Source organism: Streptomyces bungoensis, from assembly GCF_001514215.1.
GTDB classification, from domain to species: domain Bacteria; phylum Actinomycetota; class Actinomycetes; order Streptomycetales; family Streptomycetaceae; genus Streptomyces; species Streptomyces bungoensis.
In genome coordinates this window covers 54992-78605 of the sequence record NZ_KQ948871.1, presented here as the reverse complement: position 1 = coordinate 78605, position 23614 = coordinate 54992, and the positions used below count along the sequence as shown (strand labels likewise).

The 23614-nt window shown below is 73.3% G+C and carries 22 protein-coding genes; 3 read left to right on the top strand and 19 right to left on the bottom strand.

Going from position 1 to position 23614, the window contains the following annotated elements; all coding sequences use genetic code 11:
- Positions 1 to 13: 13 nt before the first annotated feature.
- Positions 14 to 1465 carry an NCS2 family permease gene (locus AQJ66_RS30810; protein ID WP_061928501.1) on the bottom strand — a complete coding sequence of 484 codons (1452 nt, stop codon included), beginning with the start codon at positions 1463 to 1465 and terminating at the stop codon, positions 14 to 16.
- Positions 1466 to 1696: 231 nt separating this feature from the next.
- On the opposite strand from AQJ66_RS30810, the gene AQJ66_RS30805 reads away from it, so the two are divergent.
- Positions 1697 to 2263: a SigE family RNA polymerase sigma factor gene (locus tag AQJ66_RS30805; RefSeq protein ID WP_061928499.1), complete on the top strand. Its 567-nt coding sequence runs from the start codon at positions 1697 to 1699 to the stop codon at positions 2261 to 2263.
- Positions 2260 to 3099, top strand: coding sequence for a hypothetical protein (locus AQJ66_RS30800; protein WP_061928497.1), 840 nt, complete (start codon positions 2260 to 2262; stop codon positions 3097 to 3099). Before AQJ66_RS30805 ends, AQJ66_RS30800 begins: the two co-directional genes overlap by 4 nt.
- A gap of 66 nt (positions 3100 to 3165) precedes the next feature.
- Here AQJ66_RS30800 and AQJ66_RS30795 read toward each other — a convergent pair whose 3' ends face one another.
- The 18 genes from AQJ66_RS30795 to AQJ66_RS30710 form a co-directional block, all read right to left on the bottom strand.
- Complete coding sequence (locus AQJ66_RS30795; protein ID WP_061928496.1) at positions 3166 to 3963, bottom strand: HAD family acid phosphatase; 798 nt, start codon at positions 3961 to 3963, stop codon at positions 3166 to 3168.
- A 139-nt stretch (positions 3964 to 4102) separates the two neighbouring features.
- Positions 4103 to 5224 (bottom strand): pectinesterase family protein, encoded by a 1122-nt coding sequence (locus AQJ66_RS30790; RefSeq protein WP_061928495.1) that lies wholly within the window; start codon positions 5222 to 5224, stop codon positions 4103 to 4105.
- Between the two features lie 125 nt (positions 5225 to 5349).
- On the bottom strand, positions 5350 to 6663 hold the full coding sequence (locus AQJ66_RS30785) for a pectate lyase family protein (RefSeq protein ID WP_061928493.1): 1314 nt from the start codon (positions 6661 to 6663) through the stop codon (positions 5350 to 5352).
- 14 nt (positions 6664 to 6677) lie between these two features.
- Positions 6678 to 7484, bottom strand: coding sequence for a rhamnogalacturonan acetylesterase (locus AQJ66_RS30780; RefSeq protein ID WP_061928491.1), 807 nt, complete (start codon positions 7482 to 7484; stop codon positions 6678 to 6680).
- A 126-nt stretch (positions 7485 to 7610) separates the two neighbouring features.
- Complete coding sequence (locus tag AQJ66_RS30775; RefSeq protein WP_061928489.1) at positions 7611 to 8948, bottom strand: ABC transporter substrate-binding protein; 1338 nt, start codon at positions 8946 to 8948, stop codon at positions 7611 to 7613.
- Positions 8949 to 9011: 63 nt separating this feature from the next.
- Positions 9012 to 10523, bottom strand: coding sequence for a glycoside hydrolase family 43 protein (locus AQJ66_RS30770; RefSeq protein ID WP_061928487.1), 1512 nt, complete (start codon positions 10521 to 10523; stop codon positions 9012 to 9014).
- The gene (locus tag AQJ66_RS30765; protein ID WP_061928485.1) at positions 10520 to 11365 is read right to left on the bottom strand and encodes a DUF6807 domain-containing protein; all 846 of its coding nucleotides are present in this window, start codon (positions 11363 to 11365) and stop codon (positions 10520 to 10522) included. Before AQJ66_RS30765 ends, AQJ66_RS30770 begins: the two co-directional genes overlap by 4 nt.
- Positions 11365 to 12513 carry a Gfo/Idh/MocA family protein gene (locus tag AQJ66_RS30760; protein ID WP_061928483.1) on the bottom strand — a complete coding sequence of 383 codons (1149 nt, stop codon included), beginning with the start codon at positions 12511 to 12513 and terminating at the stop codon, positions 11365 to 11367. The genes AQJ66_RS30765 and AQJ66_RS30760 overlap by 1 nt, the downstream gene beginning before the upstream one ends.
- Positions 12510 to 13394, bottom strand: a complete 885-nt coding sequence (locus tag AQJ66_RS30755) for a carbohydrate ABC transporter permease (RefSeq protein ID WP_061928481.1) — start codon at positions 13392 to 13394, stop codon at positions 12510 to 12512. Before AQJ66_RS30755 ends, AQJ66_RS30760 begins: the two co-directional genes overlap by 4 nt.
- Entirely contained in the window at positions 13391 to 14326 is a 936-nt protein-coding gene (locus AQJ66_RS30750) for a carbohydrate ABC transporter permease (protein WP_061928479.1), read from the bottom strand. Before AQJ66_RS30750 ends, AQJ66_RS30755 begins: the two co-directional genes overlap by 4 nt.
- A 94-nt stretch (positions 14327 to 14420) precedes the next feature.
- Positions 14421 to 16163 (bottom strand): L-arabinonate dehydratase, encoded by a 1743-nt coding sequence (gene araD / locus AQJ66_RS30745; RefSeq protein ID WP_061928477.1) that lies wholly within the window; start codon positions 16161 to 16163, stop codon positions 14421 to 14423.
- Entirely contained in the window at positions 16160 to 17071 is a 912-nt protein-coding gene (locus AQJ66_RS30740) for a dihydrodipicolinate synthase family protein (RefSeq protein WP_061928475.1), read from the bottom strand. The genes araD and AQJ66_RS30740 overlap by 4 nt, the downstream gene beginning before the upstream one ends.
- Positions 17068 to 17760, bottom strand: coding sequence for a GntR family transcriptional regulator (locus tag AQJ66_RS30735; RefSeq protein ID WP_061928473.1), 693 nt, complete (start codon positions 17758 to 17760; stop codon positions 17068 to 17070). The genes AQJ66_RS30740 and AQJ66_RS30735 overlap by 4 nt, the downstream gene beginning before the upstream one ends.
- Positions 17761 to 17892: 132 nt before the next feature.
- Positions 17893 to 18654: an MBL fold metallo-hydrolase gene (locus AQJ66_RS30730; protein ID WP_061928471.1), complete on the bottom strand. Its 762-nt coding sequence runs from the start codon at positions 18652 to 18654 to the stop codon at positions 17893 to 17895.
- A gap of 85 nt (positions 18655 to 18739) precedes the next feature.
- Entirely contained in the window at positions 18740 to 18973 is a 234-nt protein-coding gene (locus AQJ66_RS40410; protein ID WP_061928469.1) for a hypothetical protein, read from the bottom strand.
- A gap of 201 nt (positions 18974 to 19174) precedes the next feature.
- Complete coding sequence (locus AQJ66_RS30720; RefSeq protein ID WP_061928467.1) at positions 19175 to 19765, bottom strand: TIGR03086 family metal-binding protein; 591 nt, start codon at positions 19763 to 19765, stop codon at positions 19175 to 19177.
- 439 nt (positions 19766 to 20204) lie between these two features.
- On the bottom strand, positions 20205 to 21368 hold the full coding sequence (locus AQJ66_RS30715; protein WP_061928466.1) for a hypothetical protein: 1164 nt from the start codon (positions 21366 to 21368) through the stop codon (positions 20205 to 20207).
- Positions 21365 to 22306, bottom strand: coding sequence for a 5-dehydro-4-deoxyglucarate dehydratase (locus AQJ66_RS30710; protein ID WP_061928464.1), 942 nt, complete (start codon positions 22304 to 22306; stop codon positions 21365 to 21367). Before AQJ66_RS30710 ends, AQJ66_RS30715 begins: the two co-directional genes overlap by 4 nt.
- A 245-nt stretch (positions 22307 to 22551) precedes the next feature.
- On the opposite strand from AQJ66_RS30710, the gene AQJ66_RS30705 reads away from it, so the two are divergent.
- Positions 22552 to 23361 (top strand): NAD-dependent epimerase/dehydratase family protein, encoded by an 810-nt coding sequence (locus AQJ66_RS30705; RefSeq protein WP_061928463.1) that lies wholly within the window; start codon positions 22552 to 22554, stop codon positions 23359 to 23361.
- The last annotated feature ends 253 nt before the right edge of the window (positions 23362 to 23614 follow it).

The following is a 23614-nucleotide window of genomic DNA, read 5'->3' as shown; positions in this document are numbered from 1 at the left end:
CGCCCCCTCGGGCCTACTTGACCCCCAGCACCTGCTCCACCGGGTCGATCGCGAAGTACAGCAGGAACAGCGCCGAGACGCCCCACAGCAGCCAGTTGACCTCGCGGGCCTTGCCCAGCACCGTCTTGATGAGGACGTAGGACACGAAGCCCGCGCCGATGCCGTCGGTGATGGAGTAGGTGAACGGCATCGCTGCGATGGTGAGGAACGCCGGGATGGCGATCTCGTACCGGTCCCAGTCGATGTGCTTGACGTGGGTCATCATCAGGAAGCCGACCGCGATCAGCGCGGGCGCCGCCGCCTGGAGCGGGACGATGGTGAGCAGCGGCGTGAGGAAGAGGGCGAGGCCGAAGAGGCCGCCGGTGACCAGGTTGGCGAAGCCGGTGCGGGCGCCCTCGCCGACGCCCGCCGCGGACTCGATGTAGGCGGTGTTGGAGGAGGCGGAGCCGACACCGCCCGCGACGGCCGCGGCACCGTCGATGAACAGCACGCGGCCGATGCCGGGCACCTGGCCCTTCTCGTCCAGCAGCCCGGCCTCGGCGCTGATGCCGACGATGGTGCCCATGGCGTCGAAGAAGTCGGACAGGATGAGGGTGAAGACCAGCAGGACGGCGGTGAGCACGCCGGCCTTGGCGAAGCCGCCGAACAGGCTGAAGTGGCCGACCAGCCCGAAGTCCGGGGCGGCGACGACCTTGTCGGGGAGCTTCGGCGTGGTCAGGCCCCAGGACGTGACGTCGGCGACGGCGTCGATGACGATCGCGACGACGGTCATGGTGACGATGCTGATGAGGATCGCGCCCTTCACCTTGCGGGCGAGCAGCGCGATGGTCAGCAGCACGCCGACGCAGAAGACCAGGACGGGCCAGCCGGTCAGCCGCCCGACGGCACCGAGCTGCACGGGCACGGTGGTGTGCGCGGCGTCGGGGATGCGGCTGACGAACCCGGCGTCCACGAAGCCGATGAAGGCGATGAACAGGCCGATGCCGACGCCGATGGCCTGCTTCAGCTGCTGCGGGATCGCGTTCATGATCGCCTCGCGGAGCCCGGTGAGCACCAGCAGGCAGATGACCAGGCCCTCGAGGACCACCAGGCCCATCGCGTCCGCCCAGCTCATCAGGGGAGCGAGCTGGAAGGCGACGACGGCGTTGAGGCCGAGGCCGGCGGCGATGGCCAGGGGCAGGTTGCCGCCGACGCCCATGATGATCGTCATCACGCAGGCCACCAGCGCGGTCGCCGTGACGAGTTGCCCGGTGTCGAGGGAGTGGCCGAACTTGTCCTTGGCGCTGCCCAGGATGATCGGATTCAGGACAAGGATGTAGGCCATGGTGAAGAACGTGGCGAAGCCGCCGCGTATCTCCCGGCCGAAGGTGGATCCCCGTTCGGAGATTCTGAAGTACCGGTCGACGCTGTTCCCGGCCGGTGGAGCGGCGCCCGGCCGCTGGTCCACCTTCTGGGTCTCGGACATGGTCGTACTCCTCGTCGGCTGCTGAGCGGTGTGCGGATGCTGGCTGGATTGTTCCCTCCATGAAGGCGTCTCAGGTTTTCCCCGTGTTACGGATTCACCTTCGCCGCACGTCCGGCGCACCGTACGCCGCCCGAACCCCCGTACGATGTCCGCGTGTCACTCGTGTCATCTCCATGACACCCACACACCTGACACCCGCACAGCCGGCGCCGGATCGAGAGAGGTCACCCCGTGGGCACAGTCGTCGACGACGCCGCCTCGGTGGAGTTCCACGCCTTCTTCGAACGGCACTACGCCGAACTCTCCCGCCTCGCCCACCTGCTGACCGGTGAGGCGGACGCGGCCGACGACCTGGCCGCGGACGCGCTGCTCGCGCTGTGGCACCGCTGGGACCGGGTGCGCGCGGCCGACCATCCGGTGGCGTACGCGCGCGGGGTGGTCGCCAACCTGGCCCGCACCAGGATCCGCAGCGCGGTGCGCGAACGGCGCCGGATCGCGCTGTTCTGGCCGCACCGCGAGGAGCGGACCGAGAACCCGGACGTCGCGGGCGTGGTGGACGTGCAGGAGGCGCTGCGCAGGCTGCCGTTCCGCAAACGGGCGTGCGTGGTGCTCCGGCACGCGTTCGACCTGTCGGAGAAGGACACCGCGCTGGCCCTGGGCGTCTCGGTGGGTACGGTGAAGAGCCAGACGTCCAAGGGCATGGCCGAACTGCAGCGCCTGCTCGGCGGTCAGGGCGCCGCCCGGCGGGTGCAGGTGGCGATGGCGCGCGGCGGCGAGAGCGGAGGAACGAACCGATGAGGCAGCAGGACGTGCACGACGAGCTGCGCGCCCGGCTGCACGAGGCCGCCGGGGCCCACGCACCCGACCGCGCGCGCATCCTGGCCCGCGTGGAGCGCGGCATGGCCGGGCCGGCGCACCCCGACCACCGGGCCGCCCGGCCCCGGGTGGCCGGCTGGGCGCGGGTGGCCACGGCGACGGCGGCGGTGGCCGGGGTCCTGGCGGTCGGCGGGTACGCGGTGGCGTCCGCGGTGAAGGACGACCCGCCCGCGCGGCGGACGGTCGCGGTCTCGCCGACGCCCGCCCCCTCCCCCGACGCCACCGCACGCCCGCCGGCGCACTCCGCGCCCCCCGCGCCCGGCCCGGGCAGCCCGCGCCCGTCCCGCACGCCCGCGGCCCCGGCGTCCCGGACCCCGGCGGCCCCCGCGCGGCCGCCCGCGGCCGGCGGCGAGCAGGACGGCCCGCTGTGGTCGGACGGCTCGGTCGACCCGCACAGCAACGACTTCTGGGCGCAGAGCAACGTGACCCTGAAGACCTCCCGCGAACTGACCGCGCTGACGGTCCGGTTGGAGGTGCGGCTGACCGAGGGAGTATCCTCCGCCGGTGCCTGGCGCTCGCCGCCCGAGCAGGACTTCACCCAGGCGGTACGGGAGCGGGACGGCTTCCTCGTCTACACCTGGACGCTCAAGGACGGCCGCCGGGTCCCCGCGGGCACCTGGGAGTTCGCCGGGCAGTACAACCACGCGCGCGGCGGCCGCGACGCGGGGGACGACGGCTACACGATCACGGCCGCGGCGGACGGCCACCCGTACACGGTCACCGGCGGCTTCGCACGGCACGACGGCGGCGGCTCGTAGCGGCGACGCGCCGGCCCCCGCCGCCGGCGCGGTGGCCGGTGGCGGGGGCCGGGAGCAAGCGGCCGCTCAGGACACGAAGTACGTCGGGTTCGGCAGCTTGTAGGTGCGGTCGGCGTAGCCGCCGTCCAGGTCCGAGTACTGGTCGCCGAAGTTGGCGACGATCTCGTACCCGAGGTCGTCCTCGACGTGCTTGCGGGTGCCGGACTTGTACTGCACGGTCGTGCAGGTCCAGGTGCCCGGGGTGGCGCAGCCGGCCAGGTAGGCCGGCGGGTTGGCCTTGTCCTTCAGGAACATGTGGCCGGTGTCGAGGTTGACGTCGGCGCCGATCTTCTTCAGGTTCTCCACGGCGGCGGAGCGCTGCGCCTCGGAGAGGCCGGAGTTGTAGAAGACCTCGACGCCCTTGGACTCGGCGTACCGGACCAGCTCGGGGCTGCCGAACACCTCCGGGCGGTCGGCCTTGAGCACGTAGTCGTTCCACGTGGTGGGGTTGTACGTGTAGTTGTAGCGCTTCTCGTAGTCGAGGCTGAGCAGCAGGGTGTCGTCGATGTCGAACATGACGGCCGGCTTCTCGCCGTGGTGGCGGGCCTTGCGGGCCGCCTTGTCGATGTACGCCCGGGCGTCGGCGTCGATCCGCGCCAGGTCCTTGGCGTACGGGCTGTCCGGGGACGCCTGGTACACGCCGTCGGCATCCGCCGTGGTGCCGTAGTAGGTGTCGATGTCCTTCACCAGCAGCCCGATGTTGTAGGGCTCGTGGGTGGAGTTCGCCGTCGACTGCCCGGCGGTGGCCGCGCCCGCGCCGTACAGCGCGCCGGCGGCGACGGTAGCCGCGGCGGCGACTGCCGCGATCCGAAGTGTTTTATGCATGACAGGTTTCTACGCGCGTCACCCCCGGGAGCGCGAGGCCCGTTGCCTGATCGATATCAAGCCATCGAGCGGAACGGGCGTCCCCCGCGCCCGTGTTCGGCACAGCATGCGGGGACGCCGGTCGCCGAGCGGAGCACGGTCAGCACTCCCCCCACGGAGCCCAGTCCCCGAGGTACGCCTCCCGGGTCGCCGAGGCGGCCTGCGCGTCGGTCAGCTGGGGCCGGTTCGGCGGGACGGTGACGGTCGCGCCGGGGCCCGTGTTGCGGTACTCGGCGAACCGCTGGTCCTGCCAGGGATACGTGGCCGACATGTCGGTGTACGGCGCGACCGCGTCGATGCCGGAGCCGAGCCAGGTGCCGCGGACGGTGAGCATCGGGCGCGCGGTGGGGTCGGAACCGGGCACCCAGGGCCGGGCCAGCTTGTAGAACGCGTCCGGCGCCTCGCTGGTGACGCGGCTGCGGACGACCAGGTAGCCGCGCGGGTCGGCGACGGCGGTGGAGGGCGCGAAGACGAAGCCGTACGGGGCGGCCGCGAGGTCCGTACGGTTCAGGGTGCGGAAGTGGCAGTGCTCGTACACCGCCGTGGCCCGCCCGAAGACGAAGTCGACGTCGCCCTCGGCGTAGCAGTGGGCGTAGTACTGGCGGGCGAAGGTGCCGAGCGCCATGGAGTCGGCGTACAGGGTGTCCTGGTGGCCGAGGAAGCGGCAGTGCAGGAAGGCGCTGCGGTCGCCCTGCACCTTGACGGCGACGGCCTGGGTGCCGCTGACGCCGGGGTGGTCGGCGCGCAGCCAGTCGTTGGCGAAGGTGATCCAGCGGGCGGTGAAGCCGTCGGCCTGCACGGTGGTGGTGGCGGAGCCGGTGGTGCCGTAGGTCCCGCCGCCGGGCTTGGGGGTGCCGGCCGCGTTGTCGTACACGATCGCGGCGTCCCGGGGGTCCTCCGAGGCGCCGATCCAGGTCATCTCCGTGCGGCTGGGGTCGACGGCGACCGTCTCCCGGTAGGTGCCGGGCGCGAGGACGAGGGTGCGGCCGCTGCCGGTGGCGGCGGTCACCGCGGCCTGCACGGAGGTGAAGTCGCCGCGCCCGTACGGGTCGACGTACAGGGTCTGCGGGGTCAGGCGGCGGGCCGGGGAACCGTACCGGCCGAACGGGCGGGACGGGCCGGCGGCCCGGGCGGGGACCGCGGCGAGGCCGAGCGCGGCGGCGGCTCCGGCTCCGGCGGCGAGCAGCCGCCGTCTGGAAAGGGGCGTGCGGGGTGAGGGCATGCGGGGCTCCTTCGCGGTGCGGCGGGTGCGGACCGGGCGGCCCGGGCGGGGACGGCGGCTCGGGCGGCCCCTGCGGCTCGGGCCGGAGGAGGGGGCCGGGGTCGCTCCCGGCCCCCGGGCTTGCGTCAGCGCAGCCGGCCGGCGCCCGCGCAGTGGTCGACGAGCCCCGGCACGGCCCGCGCGGGGTCGACCCGGGTGCGCAGGACCGGCGTCCAGCCGGCCCCGGACCGCAGGGTCTCGCCGGGCACCTCGGCGTTGTGGACGGCGATCAGGTCCGTCGGCCTGCCGTTGACGTAGTTGTCGTCGGCGGTGAGCGGCGCCTCCTTCCACTTCTTCAGGATCGAGCCGGTCCTGACGCCGTCGGGCAGGGTGAAGGCGTTGTGCTCGGCGACGATCGCCGACTCCATGCCGACGCCGTAGCTGTATCCGTAGTCGTCGCCCGCGACGAAGTGGTTGTTGTAGGAGTCCACCTGGCCGAACCGGACGCGGGGCGCCCGCTCGACGAGGTTCGAGAACAGGTTGTGGTGGAAGGTGACCTTCAGGTGGCCGCGGTCCACGGCGGCGGTGGCGGCGCTGTCGCTGTTGCCGATGAGGATCGTCTTGTCGTGGTCCTCGAAGACGTTCCAGGAAGCGGTCACGTAGTCGGCGCCCTTGACGATGTCCAGCTCGCCGTCGTGCTGTTCGAAGATCCGCCCGTAGTAGTGCGGCAGGGTGGAGTCGGGGTGGTCCCCGTCGGTGAACGTGTTGTGGTCCATCCAGACGTGGGTGGAGCCGTAGACCACCGCGCTGTCGTACTCGGAGTTCCAGTTGCCGTCGGCGGTGTCGGTCGGGTCCCACTGCGGGAAGCAGTCGAGGGGGCTCTCGAAGGCCAGGTTGCGGACGATGACGTTGTCGACGCCGGTGATCTGCAGGCTGGCGCCCTTGAAGCCGGCGTCCTTGCCGATGCCCACGATCGTCGTGTTGGCGGGCACGGCCGCCTTGACGTAGGCGTCCTGGTGGGCGGCGGAGGCGCGGCGCAGGCCCTCGGGGCTGTCCGCGGGCTCGCCGTCGAGGTTCCTGGTGCGGCCCCACACCGCCGGGTCGTAGGTCTTCAGGTAGGTGGCGAAGTCGTAGCCGGGCACGGCGAAGGTGTCGCAGCTCGGTCCGTCGGCGTCGATGGTGCCCTTCACCCGGACGATCTTCGGGGCGCTGCCGCCGTCGGCGAGGGCGGCCTTGAACTGCTCCCAGGTGGTGACGGTGTAGACGTGCGCGGCGTCGGCCCCGGCGCCGCCGGTCGTCCCCGTGCCGTAGGCGGCCCAGCCGTCGTCGGCGGGCAGCGTCTGCCGGCCGAGGCCGGCGCGGTGGGCGGGCTGTGCCGAGGCGGTCCCGGTGACGGTGAGCACGAGAGCCGTGCAGCCCACCAGCGTTCCTATGACACGTCCATGACATTTGGTGCGCATGCGGGTCTCCTTTTTCACGAAACGGACGGCTGCGGCGCGGGCGGCCAGGTGATCCAGGACGTCGGGATCTCGTCGTGCAGCCGGATCACGTCGCCGCGGGCCGCCACCCGGGTGCGCAGCAGCTCCCGCGCCACGAGCCGGGCCACGGCGACGGCGCCGGGCGGGTTGAAGTGCGTGTTGTCCTGCTCGGTCGCGGTCCAGTTGAAGTAGGTCTTCGTCTCCTCCACCCCGAGCCGCTGCCACAGCGCGAGCGACAGCGCCTCGACGTCCAGCAGCGCGACGCCCGTCTTCTGCGCGAGCGCGCGCATCGCCGCCGGGTAGTCGCCGTGGGTCGGCACGGCGTTCCCGTCGGCGTCGAACCTGCGGCGCTCGACGGGGGTGGCGAGCACGGGCCGGGCGCCGTGCGCACGGGCGCCGTCGACGTACCGCCGCAGGTAGTCCTGGTACGACGTCCAGGGCTCGGTGTAGCGGGCGGGGTCGGTGGCCTTCTCGTCGTTGTGCGCGAACTGGACGAGCAGGATGTCGCCGGGGCGGATGACGGCCAGGATCGCGTCGAGCCGTCCCTCCTCGACGAAGCTCTTGGAACTGCGGCCGTTCATCGCGTGGTCGGCGACCGTCACGTCCTTGGCCAGGAAGAAGGGGAGCGCCATGCCCCACCCGGTCTCGGGGGCGGCGTCGGCGTACTTCTGGGCGGCGGTGGAGTCGCCGGCGATGTGGAGGGTGCGGGACCGCCGCGTGGCCTGTGCGGTACCGGTGGCGGCGAGGGTCAGCGGAACGGCGGCGAGGGCCGCGAGGCCGGCCTGCCGACGGGTGACGGACACACCTGTGCCTTTCGACGAAGGGGAAGTTCCTCAGGGGCGCGGGGCCGCATCGGCATGCGGCTCCGCCGCGGGGGCGCGACCGGCCCCCACCGGCCCGCAGCCCCCGCGAAACCGAACCACCCGCGCTCAGTGGTTCTTCTGCCAGTCCGCCTGAGCCTTGTTCAGCTGGTCCGCCAGCGTGTCCAGGAACTCCTTCGCGCTCATCTTCCCGAGCAGCAGCTTCTGGAAGTTCGGCTCGTTGTCCGCCTTGGAGATCGTGTTCCAGTCGGGCAGGTAGTAGGGCAACTGCACGATCTTCGTGTCGGCCCCGTTCAGCGCCTCGGCCGCCAGCTTCGTCGGCTCGGCCTGCTGGATCCACGCGTCCTTGGCCGCGTCGGTGTTCGCCGGGACCTGCCCCGCCGACTCGTTGAACTTGGAGTTCTCCGCGGCGGAGACGGCGAACTCGATGAACTTCCAGGCGGCCGCCTTGTTCTTGCTCGACTTGAACAGGCTCAGCCCGTCGACCGGGTTGGACACCTGCACCCGGGTGCCGTCGTCCAGCGTGGGGTTCGGGATGCCCCGGAACCTGTCCTTGCCCAGCGCCTTCAGGTGGTCCTGGTACGAGCCCAGGTTGTGGCTCAGCATGCCGATCGTGCCGCTGTCCCACTGGGCGACCATCTTCGTGAAGTCGTTGTTCACGTCGGCGGACGGGGTGTCCTTCTTGTACAGCGCGACGTACTTCTCGAGGGCGGCCACGTTCTTGGGGTCGTTGACCGTGGTCCTGTCGCCGTTCCAGAAGGACGTGATCCCGGTCTGGCCGTACACCGCGTCGAGGGCCGGCGCGATGGCGCCCTCGCCGCCCCGGATGGTGAAGCCGAACCGGTTCCGGCCCTTGTCCGTGAGCTTGTCGGCGGCCTCGTAGAACTTCGACCAGGTGGTCGGCGCGTCCAGGCCGGCCTTCTTGAACAGGTCGGTCCGGTACCACAGCGTGCCGTTGTTGGCGGAGGTCGGCACCTGGTACAGCGTGTCCCCGCCGCCCGCCGCCTTGCTGACGTCGAGCAGGTTCTGGCTCAGCTTGCCGTTCAGCGAGCTCTTCCGCAGCCGGCCGTCCAGCGGCTCCAGCGCGCCCTGGACCGCGACCTCGGCGAGCATCGCGGTGCCCACGCCGCCGACATCGGGCAGGCCGCCGCCCTGGATGGCGGTGTCGTACTTGGACTGGGCGCCGGCCGCCGGGATGCCGACGTACTTGACCTTGATGCCGGGGTTCTTCTTCTCGAAGTCGGCGATGACCTGCTTCCAGATGTCGGTGCGGACACCGCCGTTGTTGTCCCAGAAGGTGATCGTGCCCTTGCCGGAGCCCTCGCCCCCCTTGTCTCCCGCGCCGCCGCTGCCGTCGTCGCCGCAGCCGGTGGCGGCCAGCGCGAGGACGGAGCCCAGGGCGACGGCCGTGGCGGCACGTCTGTTGCTGCGGATGCTGCTCTTCATCGAGTCGGCTCTTCTCTTCTAGAAACTGGACAGGAGGGGTGGAACCGGACCGGTGGGAAGGAACTACAGGTCGTCGATCCGGAACCTCGTGAACGTCGCCGTTCCCGCACCGCCCGGTCCCTCGGGCGCGGCGGCGAACAGGCCGAGCAGGGCGCCGACCCAGCGCCAGGGGGTGGCCGTGAAGACCGGCCCGGAGGAGAAGCGCGGGCCGTCCCCGACGTCGAACCCGAAGCGGCACCGCGCTCCGGCCGCCACCTCGATCCGCAGCCGGGCCCGGCCGCCGGGCGCGCGGCACACGGTGCCGGCGTCCCGTTCGCGCTCCGCTCCGGGTTCGGCGAACCGGTGCACGAGCCGGACCGTCCCGTCGGCCGCCCGCTCGAGCCCGATCCACGCGTACGCGTCCCCGAGCACCGCGAGGCCCGCCCGGGCACCCGGCTCGGTGCCGTCGAGGCGCACCTCCGCCTCGGCCGCGCACGGGCTGCCGGGCAGCCGCTGGGTCAGCACGTGCGGCAGCCGGCGCAGGTCGTGGGCGTCGGCCGAGCGGACGCAGGTCAGCCGCAGTCCGTCCGCGGAGTGCTGGGTGGCCCAGCCGTCGCCGGGGTTGGCCGTCCACTGCCACTGGCGGCCGTACCGTCCGCCGGGGAAGTCGTCGTCGGTGGCGGGTGCCGCGGCCGGCTGCGGGGGCAGGGCGGGCCGCCGGTGCACGGCGACGGGGGCGCCGTCGTCGCCGAGCACCGGCCAGCCGGCGTCCCAGCGCATCGGCTGCAGGTGGACGACCCTGCCGTAGGCGCCGCGCTGCTGGAAGTGCAGGAACCAGTCCTCGCCGGCCGCCGTGCGCACCCAGCCGCCCTGATGGGGCCCGTTGACGTCGGTGTCCTTCTGCTCCAGGACGATCCGCTGCTCGTACGGCCCGAAGAAGCCGCGCGAGCGGAAGGCCCCCTGCCAGCCGGTCTCCACTCCCCCGGCGGGCGCGAGGATCCAGAACCAGCCGTCGTGCCGGTGGAGCTTGGGCCCCTCCAGTGTGAACCAGCCGGGGATGCGGTCGCCGTCGACGATCACCTTGCCCTCGTCGAGCAGCGAGCCGCCGTCGGGGTGCATCCGGTGGCCGGTGAGCCGGTTGCTGACGCCGGAGCGGGACCTGGCCCAGGCGTGCACCAGGTAGGCGTCGCCCGTCTCGTCGTCCCACAGGGGGCAGGGGTCGATCAGCCCCTTGCCCGCCTTCACCAGGTGCGGGCGGGTCCACGGGCCCCGGATCGCCGGGGCGTTGACCTGGAAGACACCCTGGTCGGGGTCGCCCCAGAAGATCCAGAAGCGGTCGTCGTGGTGCCGGATCGACGGCGCCCAGACCCCGCGGTCGTGCCGGGGCCGGGCGAACTCGGCCTCGGGTTCGAGGCGTTCGAGGGCGTGGCCGACGAGGGTCCAGTTCACCAGGTCGCGCGAGTGCAGCAGCGGCAGGCCGGGGGCGCGGCCGAAGCTGGAGGCGGTGAGGCAGAAGTCGTCGCCGACGCGGACGACGTCGGGGTCGGACCAGTCGGCGTTCAGCACCGGGTTGCGGTAGGTGGCGGGGGCGGTCACCGGCTCACCGCCTTGCGCACCAGCGCGGCGACGGCGTCCCGGCCGGGGCGGCCGTCGGCGACGACGGTGACGATCCGCCGTACGACGGTCCCGCCGGGCGCCACCCGCAGCCGCTGTCCGGAGGCCAGCGACGAGCCCACCCCCGGGTACTCGGCGGCCCGGACGAACCACGGGTCGCGGCGGGTGTCCTCCGTGGCTCCGGCGAACACCAGCGTCCAGTCCGCGCCGGCCAGCGCGAGCCAGCCGGCGCGGCTGCCGTGGACGGCGTGCTCGCCCTCGCGGTCGGCGGTGAAGACGTCCGGCGCCGCCGTCTCCCTGCGGGCCCGCCAGAAGAAGCCGCCGTAGGCCGCGCCGGGCCGCCCGTTGGTGGCGGGGCTGCCGAAGGACAGCGGGCCCGGGGTGACGTTGGTGAGGGAGAAGGTGAAGTCCAGCGCCCAGGCGCCGTCGGTCAGTTCGGTGGCGGCGACGGTGCGGCGCTCGCGCAGCAGCTCGGCCCCGGCGGCGACCCAGCGCAGCTCCTCCACGAAGCCGTCGGGGTCGCGCAGCTGGAAGGCGGTGTGCCGCTGGGCGCCGTGGTTGTCCAGCTCGGTCGGTCCCTTGTCGCGGACGAAGGTGCGTCCGCCCCAGAAGTTGTGCCCCTCGACGTCGGGGACGGCGACACCGACGCCGAGGTGGTGTGCGTGGTCGGCGGGGCCCAGTTCGGTGACCGGCGTGCCGGCCAGGGTGGTGACGGGGTGCAGGTAGGGGCGCGGGGAGAGCCGGGCGGGCAGTTCGGGCCGGGTGACGTACCGGCCGACCGGTCTGCCGGCGACCTTGAGGACCAGGCTGTCGGGGGACGTCATCAGGTGCTCACCTCTTTCGGCAGCGCCCAGGAGGCGCCCAGCTCGGAGTAGAGGGCGAGGGTGTCGGCGCTGGCCGCGACCATGCCGTCGACGCCGGTCACCACCCGGCGGGGCCCGTCGGGCAGCAGGCGCCAGGCGCTCTCGGGCAGCGGGGCCGGGTCGGGGGCGGTCCGGACGGCCTCGACGACCCGCATGAAGGCGCCGGTCTCGTCCGGGGCGACCAGCAGCGGCGCACCGGCGGTGAGGTGCTGAACGAGGTTCTCCAGCAGGTCGGTACGGCCGTACTCGGTCTCCTGCGGGCCGTGCCCGGCGCGCTGGAGCAGCACCCGGTCCTGCTTGTACCAGAAGGTGATCCGCCCGCTGCCGCCGTGCAGCAGCACGTACGGCTCCCCCGGCTCCTCGGCGCACAGGGTGGCGGCGACCGTGACCGGGCCGTGCACGGTGCTCACGCGGACGCAGGAGGTGTCGTCGGACTCGATGTCGTTGGCGCGCAGCAGTTCGGTCTCGATGCCGGTGACGTGCTCGGCGCGGGTCGCGCCGAGCAGGGCGAGACCCGTGGCGACGGCGTGCGCGAGGGGGTTGGTGAGCACCCCGTCGACCACGTCGGCGCCGTTCAGCCGCCGCTTGCCCGCCCAGGGCGCCCGCCGGTAGTAGGCCTCGTCCCGGGCCCAGGCCCCGGCGCCGCCGACCCCGACGAGCTCGCCGATCGCGCCCTCGGCGACGAGCCGCCGGATCGCGGGCACGGCGTGCGAGCCCAGCGACTGGAACCCGATCTGGCAGACCACCCCGGCCCGGGCGACCCCGTCGGCCATGCGCCGGAACTCGGCGTACGACGGGGCGGGCGGCTTCTCCAGCAGCACGTGGACGCCCCGCCGGGCGGCGGTGAGGGCCAGGTCGGTGTGGGTGGGGATCGGCGTGCAGATCACGGCGATCCGCGCGCCGGTGGCGTCGAGGAGCGCCCCGAGGTCGGCGGACTGCTCGGGGGCGCCGAGCCCGTCCGGGATCTCCTCGGCCGTCAGCGGGGTCAGTTCGCAGATCCCGGCCAGCCGGAGGAGCCCGGCGCGCTGGAGCCGGCGGATGTTGTCCAGGTGCCAGTGGCCGTGGCCGCGCGCGCCCGCCAGGACGACGGGCAGCGGTGTCGTCGTCATCCCTTCACCGCCCCCGCGCTGAAGCCGGTGATCAGCCACTTCTGGATGAAGGCGAACACGATCACCACGGGTACGGCGGCGACGATGCCGCCCGCCGCGAGGGCGCCCAGGTCGACGCTGTCCGCGCTCATCAGGGTGTTGAGGCCGACCGGGATGGTCTGCTTGCTCTGGTCGGAGAGGAACATCAGGGCGAACAGGAAGTGGTTCCAGGCGTGCACGAAGGCGAAGGAGCCGACGGCGATCAGCCCGGGCCGCAGCAGCGGCAGGACGACGATCCGGAAGGCGGTCAGCCGGTTGCAGCCGTCCACCCAGGCGGCCTCCTCCAGGGAGTACGGCACGTTCCGGATGAAGCCGCTGATCAGGATCATCGACAGCGGAAGCTGGAACACCGTCTCGGCGAGGACGACGCTGCCCAGTGAGTTGATCATCGACAGCTTGGCGAAGATCTGGAACAGCGGGACCAGCAGCAGCGCGCCCGGCACGAACTGGGAGCACAGCAGGGCCAGCATGAAGCCGCGCTTGAGGCGGAAGTCGAAGCGGGCGAGGGCGTAGCCGCCGGCCAGCGCGACCAGGGTGGTCAGCACGAGGGTGGCGAGACCGACGTAGACGCTGTTGGCGAAGTAGGTGCCGAAGCTGCGCTCGGTCCACACCTTCCGGAAGTGGTCGAAGGTCATCGGCCAGGGGACCAGGGAGGTGGAGCCGGCCGGGCGCAGGGCGAAGAGCAGGATCCAGTAGAACGGGACCAGGGTGAACAGCAGGTAGACCGACAGCGGGAGGTAGATCTGCCAGCGCGGGACCTCGTCCCAGGCGCGGCGCCCGCGGCGCGGCCGGGCGGGCGCGGGCACCGTGCGCTCGGGCGCGGGAGCGATCTCGGTGATCACTTGGTGTCGCCTCCGAACTTGCTCAGCCGCAGGTAGACGATCGAGCAGAAGAGCAGGATCACGAACGCCACCGTGGTCAGGGCGGAGGCGTAGCCGAAGTTGTGGGCGTCGACGCTGGTGTTGGCGATGTACAGCGGGAGGGTCGTGGTCTCGCCCGCGGGGCCGCCGCCGGTCAGGGTGTAGAGCAGGTCGACGTTGTTGAACTCCCACACCGCGCGCAGCAGCGTGGACAGGACGATCGCGTCCTTCAGGTGGGGCAGGGTGATGTGCCAGAACTGCTTGAGCCTGCTCGCGCCGTCGACCTCGGCCGCCTCGTACAGGTCCCGGGAGACGGACTGCAGGTCGGCGAGGATGAGGATCGCGAAGAAGGGGACGCCCCGCCACAGGTCGGCGACCACCGCCGCCGGGAACACCGTGGAGGTGTCCGAGAGCCAGCTGGTGCCGTAGGAGCCGATGCCGGCGTCGGCGAGGTAACGGGTCATGCCGGTCTGGGAGTTGTAGAGCAGGACCCAGATCGCGGAGGTCAGCACCCCGGAGACCGCCCACGGGGAGAACACCAGGGCCCGTCCCAGGCCCCGCCCGACGAAGGTCTGGTTGACGATGAGCGCCAGCACGAGCCCGAACAGCAGCTGCAGCCCGACCTCGACCACGACCCACTTGGCGCTGAAGGTCAGCGTGTCCCAGAACTGCGGGTCGTGCGCGAAGGCCTGGGTGAAGTTGCCGAGGCCCGCGAAGCCGTTCCGCCACGGCTTGGTGGGGTTGTAGTCCTGCAGGCTGTAGTAGAAGACGCTGAGCACGGGGTAGGCGATGAAGCCCAGCATCAGCAGGGCCGCCGGCGCGATCAGCAGGTACGGCAGCCTGCGCGGGGTCGCGGAGGCACGGCGCCGCCGGGGTGGCGCGGGCGGTTTCGCCACGGCTGCGGCTTGGGCCATGACTGTTCTCCGTTTCGCAGTGGGACGGGTACAGCGGGTGTAGGAAGCGCTTGCTACCTACACATGGGTCTGGTGTGCCGGAAAGGAGGCGGGGTCAGCCGGCGTACGGGTCCGGCACGTGGCCCGGGCGGGCCAGGAACTCGAAGTCGCAGCCGGTGTCGGCCTGCGTGATCTGCTCGTTGTAGAGGGCGCCGTAGCCGCGCTCGTAGCGGGCGGGCGGCGGTGTCCAGGCGGCCCGCCTGCGCGCCAGCTCCGCGTCGTCCGCGTGGAGGTGGAGCGTGCGTGCCTCGACGTCCAGCGTGACGAGGTCCCCGGTGCGCACCAGGGCGAGCGGCCCGCCGACGTACGACTCCGGTGCCACGTGCAGCACGCAGGCGCCGTAACTCGTGCCGCTCATGCGGGCGTCGGAGATCCGCACCATGTCCCGCACGCCCTGCCTGAGCAGGTGGTCGGGGATCGGGAGCATGCCGTACTCGGGCATGCCGGGGCCGCCCTTGGGACCGGCGTTGCGCAGGACGAGGACGCTGTCGGCGGTGATGCCCAGCGCCGGGTCGTTGATGGTGCGCTGCATGGTCCGGTAGTCGTCGAAGACCACCGCGGGTCCGGTGTGCTTGAGCAGGTGGGGCTCGGCGGCGATGTGCTTGATGACGGCGCCGTCGGGGCAGAGGTTGCCGCGCAGGACGGCGACGCCGCCCTCGCGGGCGACCGGGTTGCCGCGGGGCCGGATGACGTCGTCGTCGTGCACCTGGGCGCCGTCGATCTGCTCGCGCAGGGTGGCGTGGGAGACGGTCGGCCGGTCGAGGTGGAGCAGGTCCGGGATGCGGGAGAGGAAGCCGGGCAGGCCGCCGGCGAAGTGGAAGTCCTCCATCAGGTACTTCTGCCCGCCGGGGCGGACATCGGCGAGGACGGGGACCGTGCGGGCGATGCGGTCGAAGTCGTCGAGGGTGAGCCGCACTCCGGCCCGGCCCGCCATGGCGATCAGGTGGATCACGGCGTTGGTGGAGCCGCCGAGGCCGAGCACGGTGGTGACCGCGTCCTCGAAGGCCTCCCGGGTGAGGATCCGGCTCAGCCTCAGGTCCCGGTGGACCAGGTCGACGATGCTCAGGCCCGCCTTGGCGGCCATCCGGTCGTGCCCGGAGTCGACGGCCGGGATGCTGGAGGCGCCCGGGACCGTCACGCCCAGTGCCTCGGCGGCGGCGGTCAGCGTGGACGCCGTCCCCATGGTCATGCAGTGGCCGGGCGAGCGGGCCAGGCCACTCTCCAGTTCCTGCATCTCGCAGTCGCCGATGAGGCCGGCGCGCTTGTCGTCCCAGTACTTCCACATGTCGGTGCCGGAGCCGAGCACCTCACCGCGCCAGTGGCCCGGCAGCATGGGGCCGGCCGGCACGAAGACGGCGGGCAGGTCGACGGAGGCCGCGCCCATCAGGAGGGCCGGGGTGGACTTGTCGCAGCCGCCCATGAGCACCGCGCCGTCGACGGGGTAGGAGCGCAGCAGCTCCTCGGTCTCCATCGCGAGCATGTTGCGGTAGAGCATGGGGGTCGGCTTCTGGAAGGTCTCGCTGAGGGTGGAGACCGGGAACTCCAGCGGGAAACCGCCCGCCTGCCACACCCCGCGCTTGACCGCCTGGGCGCGGTCGCGGAGGTGGACGTGGCAGGGGTTGATGTCGGACCAGGTGTTCAGGATCGCGATGACCGGCTTGCCGAGGTGCTCCTCGGGGAGGTAGCCGAGCTGCCGGGTGCGGGCCCGGTGGCTGAAGGAGCGCAGCCCGTCGGTGCCGTACCACTGGTGGCTCCTGAGGTCCTCGGGGTTCCGGCGCGGCGGGTTCGGTGTGCTCATATCGACCACCCGGCGGCGATGGCGGCGACCTCGGCGCGCTGCTCCTCGGGCAGCGGCCTGCTCGGCGGGCGGACGTCCCGGCGGCACAGGCCGAGGCCGGCGAGGGCCTCCTTGACGACGGTGACGTTGTTGGCGGAGCCGTGCGCGGCGCGCAGTTCCTCGAAGCGGCGGATCTGCTCCCAGACCTTCATGGCGGCCGGGTAGTCGCCGGCGCGCAGCGCCTCGATCATGTTCAGCGAGACGGCCGGGGCGACGTTCACCAGTCCGGAGGTGAAACCGGTGGCGCCGGCCGAGAAGTAGGAGGGGGCGTACGGCTCGGCGAGGCCGGCGACCCACACGAACCGGTCGAGGCCCGCGTCCCGGGCGAAGGCGGCGAAGCGGGCCGCGTCCGGGACGGCGTACTTGACGCCGATGACGTTCGGGCAGTGGTCGGCGAGTTCGGCGAGGCGGGCGCCGGGCAGCTGGGCGTTGCGGATGTACGGCACCACGCCGAGTTCGGGCACGGCCGCGGCGATGGCCCGGTGGTAGTCGACCCAGCCGCCGGCCGAGACGTACGGGTGGACGGGCTGGTGGACCATGACCATCTGGGCCCCGAGCCCGCGGGCGTGCCGGGCGGAGGCGATCGCGGTGGGCAGGTCGTGCCCGACGCCGACGAGGATCACGGCCCGCTCGCCGGCCTCCGCCACGGTCAGTTCGGTGACGAGGCGGCGCTCCTCGGGGGTGAGGGCGTAGAACTCGCCGGTGTTGCCGTTCGGGGTGAGGGTCCTGACTCCGCCGTCGAGCAGGCGACGCAGCAGGGCCCGGTGGGTGTCCTGCTCGACGGAGCCGTCCTCGGCGAAGGGGGTCACCGGGATGGCCACCACGTCGGCCAGGGCCGCCCGTTGGGTCTCGAACGTCACGCTGCTCATTCCTGGCCTTCCTCCGGGCGGGGCTGGGTGCCCGCGGTGTCGCCGGTGCCGTCGGCGTCCGCGGGGAACGCCCGCCGTACGAACGACGCGATGTGGGCGTGCAGGGCGCCGGCCGCGCCGTCGGCGTCGCCGTCCAGGGCGAGGCGCAGGATCTCCCGGTGCTCGGCGGCCTCCCGGTCCCAGGAGGGGTCGGTCGCCCAGGCGACGGCCGAGACGAGGGCGGCCTGGTCGCGCACCTCGTCCAGCATCCGGCCGAGCAGCGGGTTGCCGCAGGGCAGGTAGAGGGCGCGGTGGAACTCGCGGTTGGCGAGGGAGCGTTCGGCGGTGTCGGTGGCGTCGTCGGCGCGGGTCAGCGCGTCGCGGGCGGCGTCGAGGGAGGCGCCGCGCCGCACGGCGCGCCGCAGGGCCTCGGGCTCCAGCAGCAGCCGCACGTCGTAGACCTCGCGCGCCATGTCCGCGTCCACCATGCGCACCGTGACGCCCTTGTACTGGCTCATCACGACGAGACCGGTCCCGGCGAGGGTCTTCAGCGCCTCGCGCACCGGGGTCTTGGACACCCCGAACTGCGCGGCCAGTTCCGTCTCGACCAGGGCCTGTCCGGGCGTCAGTTGCCCCGTCAGGATGCGGTGTTTGATCGCGTCCAGCACGTACTGCGTGCGGGACGGGATCGGGGTGGGCACAGAGGTCATGCGGCCCTCTCGGATCTCACATATCGCGTCTCATATATGACGTACGAAGTACGACGCGTTGAAGGTAGGAGGGGGCCCGTGTTTCGTCAATGCTTCTGACAGAGGAACTCGCGCCGTGCGGTCCCGAGCGGCTCAGACGGCGCGGATGTCGCCCTCGACGGCGGTGTACGTCGGCCGGCCTGCGGCCTCGGCGGCCCGCTCGGTCGCCGCCTCACGGGTCAGGGTGGGCCCGACGTGGGTGATCATCAGCTCCCGCACCCGCGCCTCGCGGGCGGTGCGGCCCGCGTCCTCGGGGGTGCAGTGCACCTGCGGGAAGTGTTCGCCTTCGCGATGCGTGTCGATGTCCGCCTCGCACAGGAACAGGTCGGCGCGGGCCGCGAGCTCGGTGAGCGCCGGGCAGGGGCCGCTGTCGCCGGAGTACGCCAGCACGCTCCCCTGGCACTCGGCGCGCAGCCCGTACGTCTCGGCGTCGTGGGCGACGGCGCGGGAGGTCAGCCGCAGGTTCCAGTGCCGCACGTCATGGCCGTCGTACAGGTCGCGGAAGTCGAAGACGTGCTTGAGGAAGCCGGTGTCCGGGCGGCCGAAGAAGCCGGCCAGCCGCCGGGCGCAGTCCTGCGGGGCGTAGACGGGGACGGGGGCGGCCGGGGTCATGCCGCCGAACGCGAAGGCGTACGCGGCGGCGAGCAGGTCGGCGCTGTGGTCGGCGTGCAGGTGCGAGATCCAGATGGCGGTGAGCCGCGCCGGATCCGTGTACCGCTGCAACTGCGCGAACGTCCCGGGGCCCGCGTCCACCCACACCTCGGCGCCTCCGCCGGACAGCAGGTATCCGGAGCAGGGGCGGTCCGGTCCGGGGTGCGGGGAGGCGGTGCCGAGGACCGTGAGCGTGAGCGGCATAGGAGGGAGCGTACGACGCCGGGTGCCCCTTTTCGGGGTGACCCGGACAACCGGAACCCGGTCTTGTCCGTGCCGGGCGCTTCCCTCACGGGACGGGCAAGGTCCACACGAGGTGGAGCACCGTCGCGGGTGGCGGCAGCGCGAGGCCGGCCGTCCAGGCGCGCGGCACCGACCGGCGGCGCTTCGCGGGCAGCGGCCGGGGCGCGAGGAGGGCCGCGGCGGAGAGCGGGCCGCCGTAGTGGATCAGCTCGAAGATCCGGGCCAGGGACGTGTTCAGCGCGGCCGGGCAGTCGTCGGGGCCGCAGCCGTCCGTCGCCATGGCGGACGGCCGCCGAACAGGACGGCGGCCGGGCCGAGCCCGCTCATCGGGGCCGTCGCGATCGCCGGTGCCACGCGGGCGCCGGGATCACGGTCGGCGGCTCCCGGCCGCGGCGCGGGGTGCGGTGCGGTCATGGCAGCAGTGAACCGGTGCGCCGGGGGACGGCCCACCGGTCCGCGTACTCGTGCCGGACCGGCCGGGCTACTCGCCGGCCGGCCGCCACCCGGGGTCGCGGCCGCTCAGGCCCACCGTCCGGTCCAGCAGCGGGGCCCCGGCCGGGACCGGGACGGCCGGGCCGAAGAGGCCGCCGCCGCGCTCCGGGTCCTCGGCGGCGGCGAGCAGGAGGCCGTGGGCCGCGTCCAGGGCGGCAGGGTCGGGATCGTAGGGCTGCCCGGTCGCGCGGGCCAGGTCCCAGCCGTGGATCACCAGTTCGTCGGCGGCGACCGCGCCCGCGACCTCGCCGGGCAGGACCACGCCGCCCGCGCGCGTGGTGCCGGTCCAGGCGGCCGGGTCGCGCCAGGCGTCGGCGAGTTCGTCCAGCGCCTTGGGCAGCTCCGCGCGCCAGCCGGGCCCGAGGTCCGGGACGACCGTGCCCGGGCTGCCGCCGGTCGTCGGTCCGAGGTCCTTGCGGGCGGCGTCGCGGAAGGCGACGGACAGCATCAGCACGTGGCCCAGCAGGTTGCGCACCGTGTAGCCGGGACACGGTGTGGGGCCCGGCAGCCGCTCGTCGGCGACCGCCTCGGCGAGCCGTGCCACGATGCGGGCCTGCGGGCCCAGGTCGACCGTTGTCATGTCTCGCTCCTTCGGGAGTGCGGCACCCGTACGGAGTGATGACCGGCCGGCTCGCGGAGACTCATCGCCGCGCGGCGGGTTCGCCCGCACGCGCCGACGCCGTCCCGGCCGGTCCGCCACCGCCACGGCGAACGGCCGCCCGTGAGGCACCGCCCCGCGATCACCGGGCAGCGGCCGGGCGGTGCCGGGGAAGGTCCGGGAGCCGAAGGTCCGGGAGCCCAGGCCGCGGTAGGCGACGCAGGTGACCAGGCGATGAACGCGAACTCCCGGCCGCCCGGGCCGCCGCCACCGAGGCAGGCGGCGCCCGCGCCGGCGGCCTCCCCTGCTCTCGGCTTCGCTCGACCGGGCGGTGCCCCACCGCGCGTCCGCCCCACCGCGCGTCGAGTGGTTCCGGCGGATCGCCGCCGCCCGCACCCGCCACGCTGAGCCCCCGGAGGGCTCAGCGGGCGGCCAGCGCCTCCCGCACCGCCGCGAGGTCCCCGTCCGACGCCAGTCCCGCGTGGTACAGCCGCAGCTGCGTCGCCCCCTCCGCACGCGCGCGTGCCGCGTCGGCCGCGAGGGTGCCGGGGCTGCCGCCCATGCCGGAGACCACGGTGAAGTTGGCGGCCAGCACCGTCCCCACGCGCGCGTGCTCGGCGAAGGGCGCCAGCAGGGACGTGCCGCCGGCGCAGGGGACCACGACGCCGTCCGCGACGGAGAGGATGTGGGCGGGGTCGACGCCGGCGTTGGCGCCGCAGTGGTACGGCACCGGGTCCGCGTGCAGCAGCACCTGGAAACCGCCGGGCGCGGCGGCGCGCACGGCGGCCACGGCCTCCTCCTGGAGGGTGCGGGCGGTGGTGTCGCGCCACGCGCGCGTTGCGGCCGCGGTGTCCTCGCCGAGGAGCTTCTCGACCGCCGGCCATCCGCCGTCGTCCGCGGTGCCCCGCCACAGCGGCTCCAGGGCGGCCCGTACGGCGGCGGCCAGCGCGTCGGCGTGGAGGCCGTGGTCTCCGTAGCCGGTGCGGCAGGAGGGGCAGAAGCACAGCGACATCAGGTACTGGCCGGCCTCGCCGAGGCCGACCCCGGCGGTCTTGTCGTGGGCGTGCAGGTGCTGCAGGCCGTACCAGCCGAGGGACTCCAGTTCGGCGCCCCGCGCGCCGGGCCGTACGGCGGCCTCGGCGGCCAGGTCCACCAGGTACGCGCGCGTGGCGGGCTGCGCGATGCAGGGGGCCCACGGGTAGCGGTCGCCGTAGGCGTTGACGACCGAGGTGTCCGGGTGCTCGGCGCCCATCCGGGAGTTGTGCGCGAGGACGACCCAGGTGTGCACCTCCAGGCCGGCCGCCGCGAGCGCCTCGGCGGCCTCGCCGTACGCGTTCCCGGGGGCCCAGCGGCCGGCGGGGAAGGGGCGCAGGCCGCGGCCCGCCCAGCGGTCCCCGGCGGGGTACAGGACGGCCGCGTACTCGGCGGTGACGATCCGGTGGCGGGGGTGGCGGGGGGTGAGGGCGCGGGTGGAGTGGTAGGCGGACGCGAGGGTCACCTGCTCCACGCCGAGGGCGGCGATCCGCGCGGGTGCCTCCGGGTCCCCGGTGACGTCCCAGGGGTAGACGAACGCCGACGCCTTCACGCGTCCTCCTCCAGCAGCGCGCAGCCGCGCTCGATGAGATGGGCGAGCTGTTTGACGTGGTCCTCGGCCGGCTCGTGCAGCGGGGGCCGGACCTCGCCGACGTCCAGGCCGCGCAGCCGCACGCCCGCCTTGACGAGGGAGACGGCGTAGCCGCTGCCCTGGGCGCGCAGTTCGACGAACGGGCGGTAGAAGCCGTCGAGGAGGCGGCGCACGGTGTCCTGGTCGCCCGTCTCCAGGGCCCGGTGGAAGGCGAGGGCGATCTCGGGGGCGAAGCAGAACACCGCCGAGGAGTACAGGGTGATGCCGAGGGCCCGGTAGGCGAGCTGGGTCTGCTCGGCGGTGGGCAGGCCGTTGAAGTACAGGAAGTCGCCGGGCGCCTCGGTGCGCACGGCGCTGATGATCCGCTGCATCAGGTCCAGGTCGCCGAGGCCGTCCTTGAGGCCGATGACGCCCTCGGTGCGGGCGAGTTCGACCACGGTGCGCGGGGTGAGGACGACGTTGTCGCGCTGGTAGACGATCACCGGCAGGGCGGTGGCGGCGGCGACCTCCCGGTAGTGCCGCAGCAGGCCCTCCTGCCCGGCGCGCACGAGGTACGGCGGCATGGCGAGGAGCCCGTCGGCGCCCGCCTCCTCGGCCAGCCGCGCGTAGCGGACGGCGAGGGCGGTGCCGTAGCCGGCGCCCGCGACGACCGGGACGCGGCCCCCGGCCGCCTCGACGGTCGCCTCCACCGCGGCCTGGAACTCCTCGGGCAGCAGCGCGTGGAACTCGCCGGTGCCGCACGCGGCGAACACGGCGGCGGCCCCGGCCGCGACGCCCCGGCGGACATGGGTGCGGTGGACGTCGAGGTCGACGGAGCCGTCGGGACCGTAGGCCGTGACGGGGAAGAACAGCGGCCCGCGCGGGTCGCGGAGCCGGTCGGCGAGAGGCGGTGGCGTCACGGGCGTTCCCTGTCCATCCATGTCCATCCCTGCCATCGATGCATGTGCCTGATCGGTGTCTATATCTCTGAACGGCCTCACGCTACGGGGCCCGCCGAGGGCGGTCAAGCGGGCGAACGAGCAACACGGCAGCGGATTTCCGCACGCCACGGCACACTTGACGAGGTCGGCGACCGCTCCCTAGCGTGTCCATGCATGTGAACCCTGTCCATGCAGGCGGCCACTGAATGCCAAGGAGACCGAGGATGCCCGCTCCCCGCACGATTCTGCTCACCGGCGCCGCCGGCGGGCTCGGCACCCTGATGCGGTCCCTGCTGCCGGAGTACGGCTACACGCTGCGCCTGTTCGACGTGCGCCCCGTCGAGGACGCGCCCGACGCCGTCACCGCCGACCTCACCGACACCGGGGCGCTGCGCGAGGCGGTGCGCGGCGTGGACGCCGTCCTCCACCTCGCGGGCATCTCCCTGGAAGCGCCCTTCGAGAAGATCCTGAGGTCGAACATCGAGGGCACCTACAACCTGTACGAGGCCGCCCGCCTCGAGGGCGTGCCCCGCGTCGTCTTCGCCTCCTCCAACCACGCCGTCGGCTTCACCCCCGCCCCGCGCCCGGGCGAGCCGCTGATCCCCGTCGACACCCCGCGCCGCCCCGACACCTTCTACGGCCTGTCGAAGTCCTTCGGCGAGGACCTCGCCCAGCTCTACTGGGACAAGCACGGCCTGGAGACCGTCTCGGTACGCATCGGCTCCTGCTTCCCGGAGCCGACCAGCGTGCGCATGCTGTCGGTGTGGATGAGCCCGGCCGACGGCGCCCGGCTCTTCCACGCGGCGCTGACCGCCGAGGGGGTCGGCCACACGGTGGTCTACGGCTCCTCCGCCAACACCCGCCTGTGGTGGGACCTGACCTCCGCGCGGGAGCTCGGCTACGAGCCGCGGGACGACTCCGAGCCGTACGCCGGGAAGCTGATCGCCGAGCACGGCGAACCGGACCCGGCCGACCCGGCCCACAGCCACCTCGGCGGCCACTTCGTGAACGACCCGCCGATCTGGCCGTACTGACCCCTCCACCGGCCCCGGCGGGCCGGAAACCATCGTCCACGCGCGCGGGCGGGCACCGAACGGGCCCGCCCGCCCGCGTGTTCGGGCACCGGCCGTGCCCGATCCCACCCGCCCCGCTCCGCCCCCGCAGGTCCGCCGCGGGCACCGCCGGCGGCATCCGGGCACACCCGGGCATCATCGGGCCCGCAACAGGCCTGGTCGGCGCCGCCCACCCGTTGTAGAACTTCCCCCAAGGCCCGAACGGGCAGCTCCA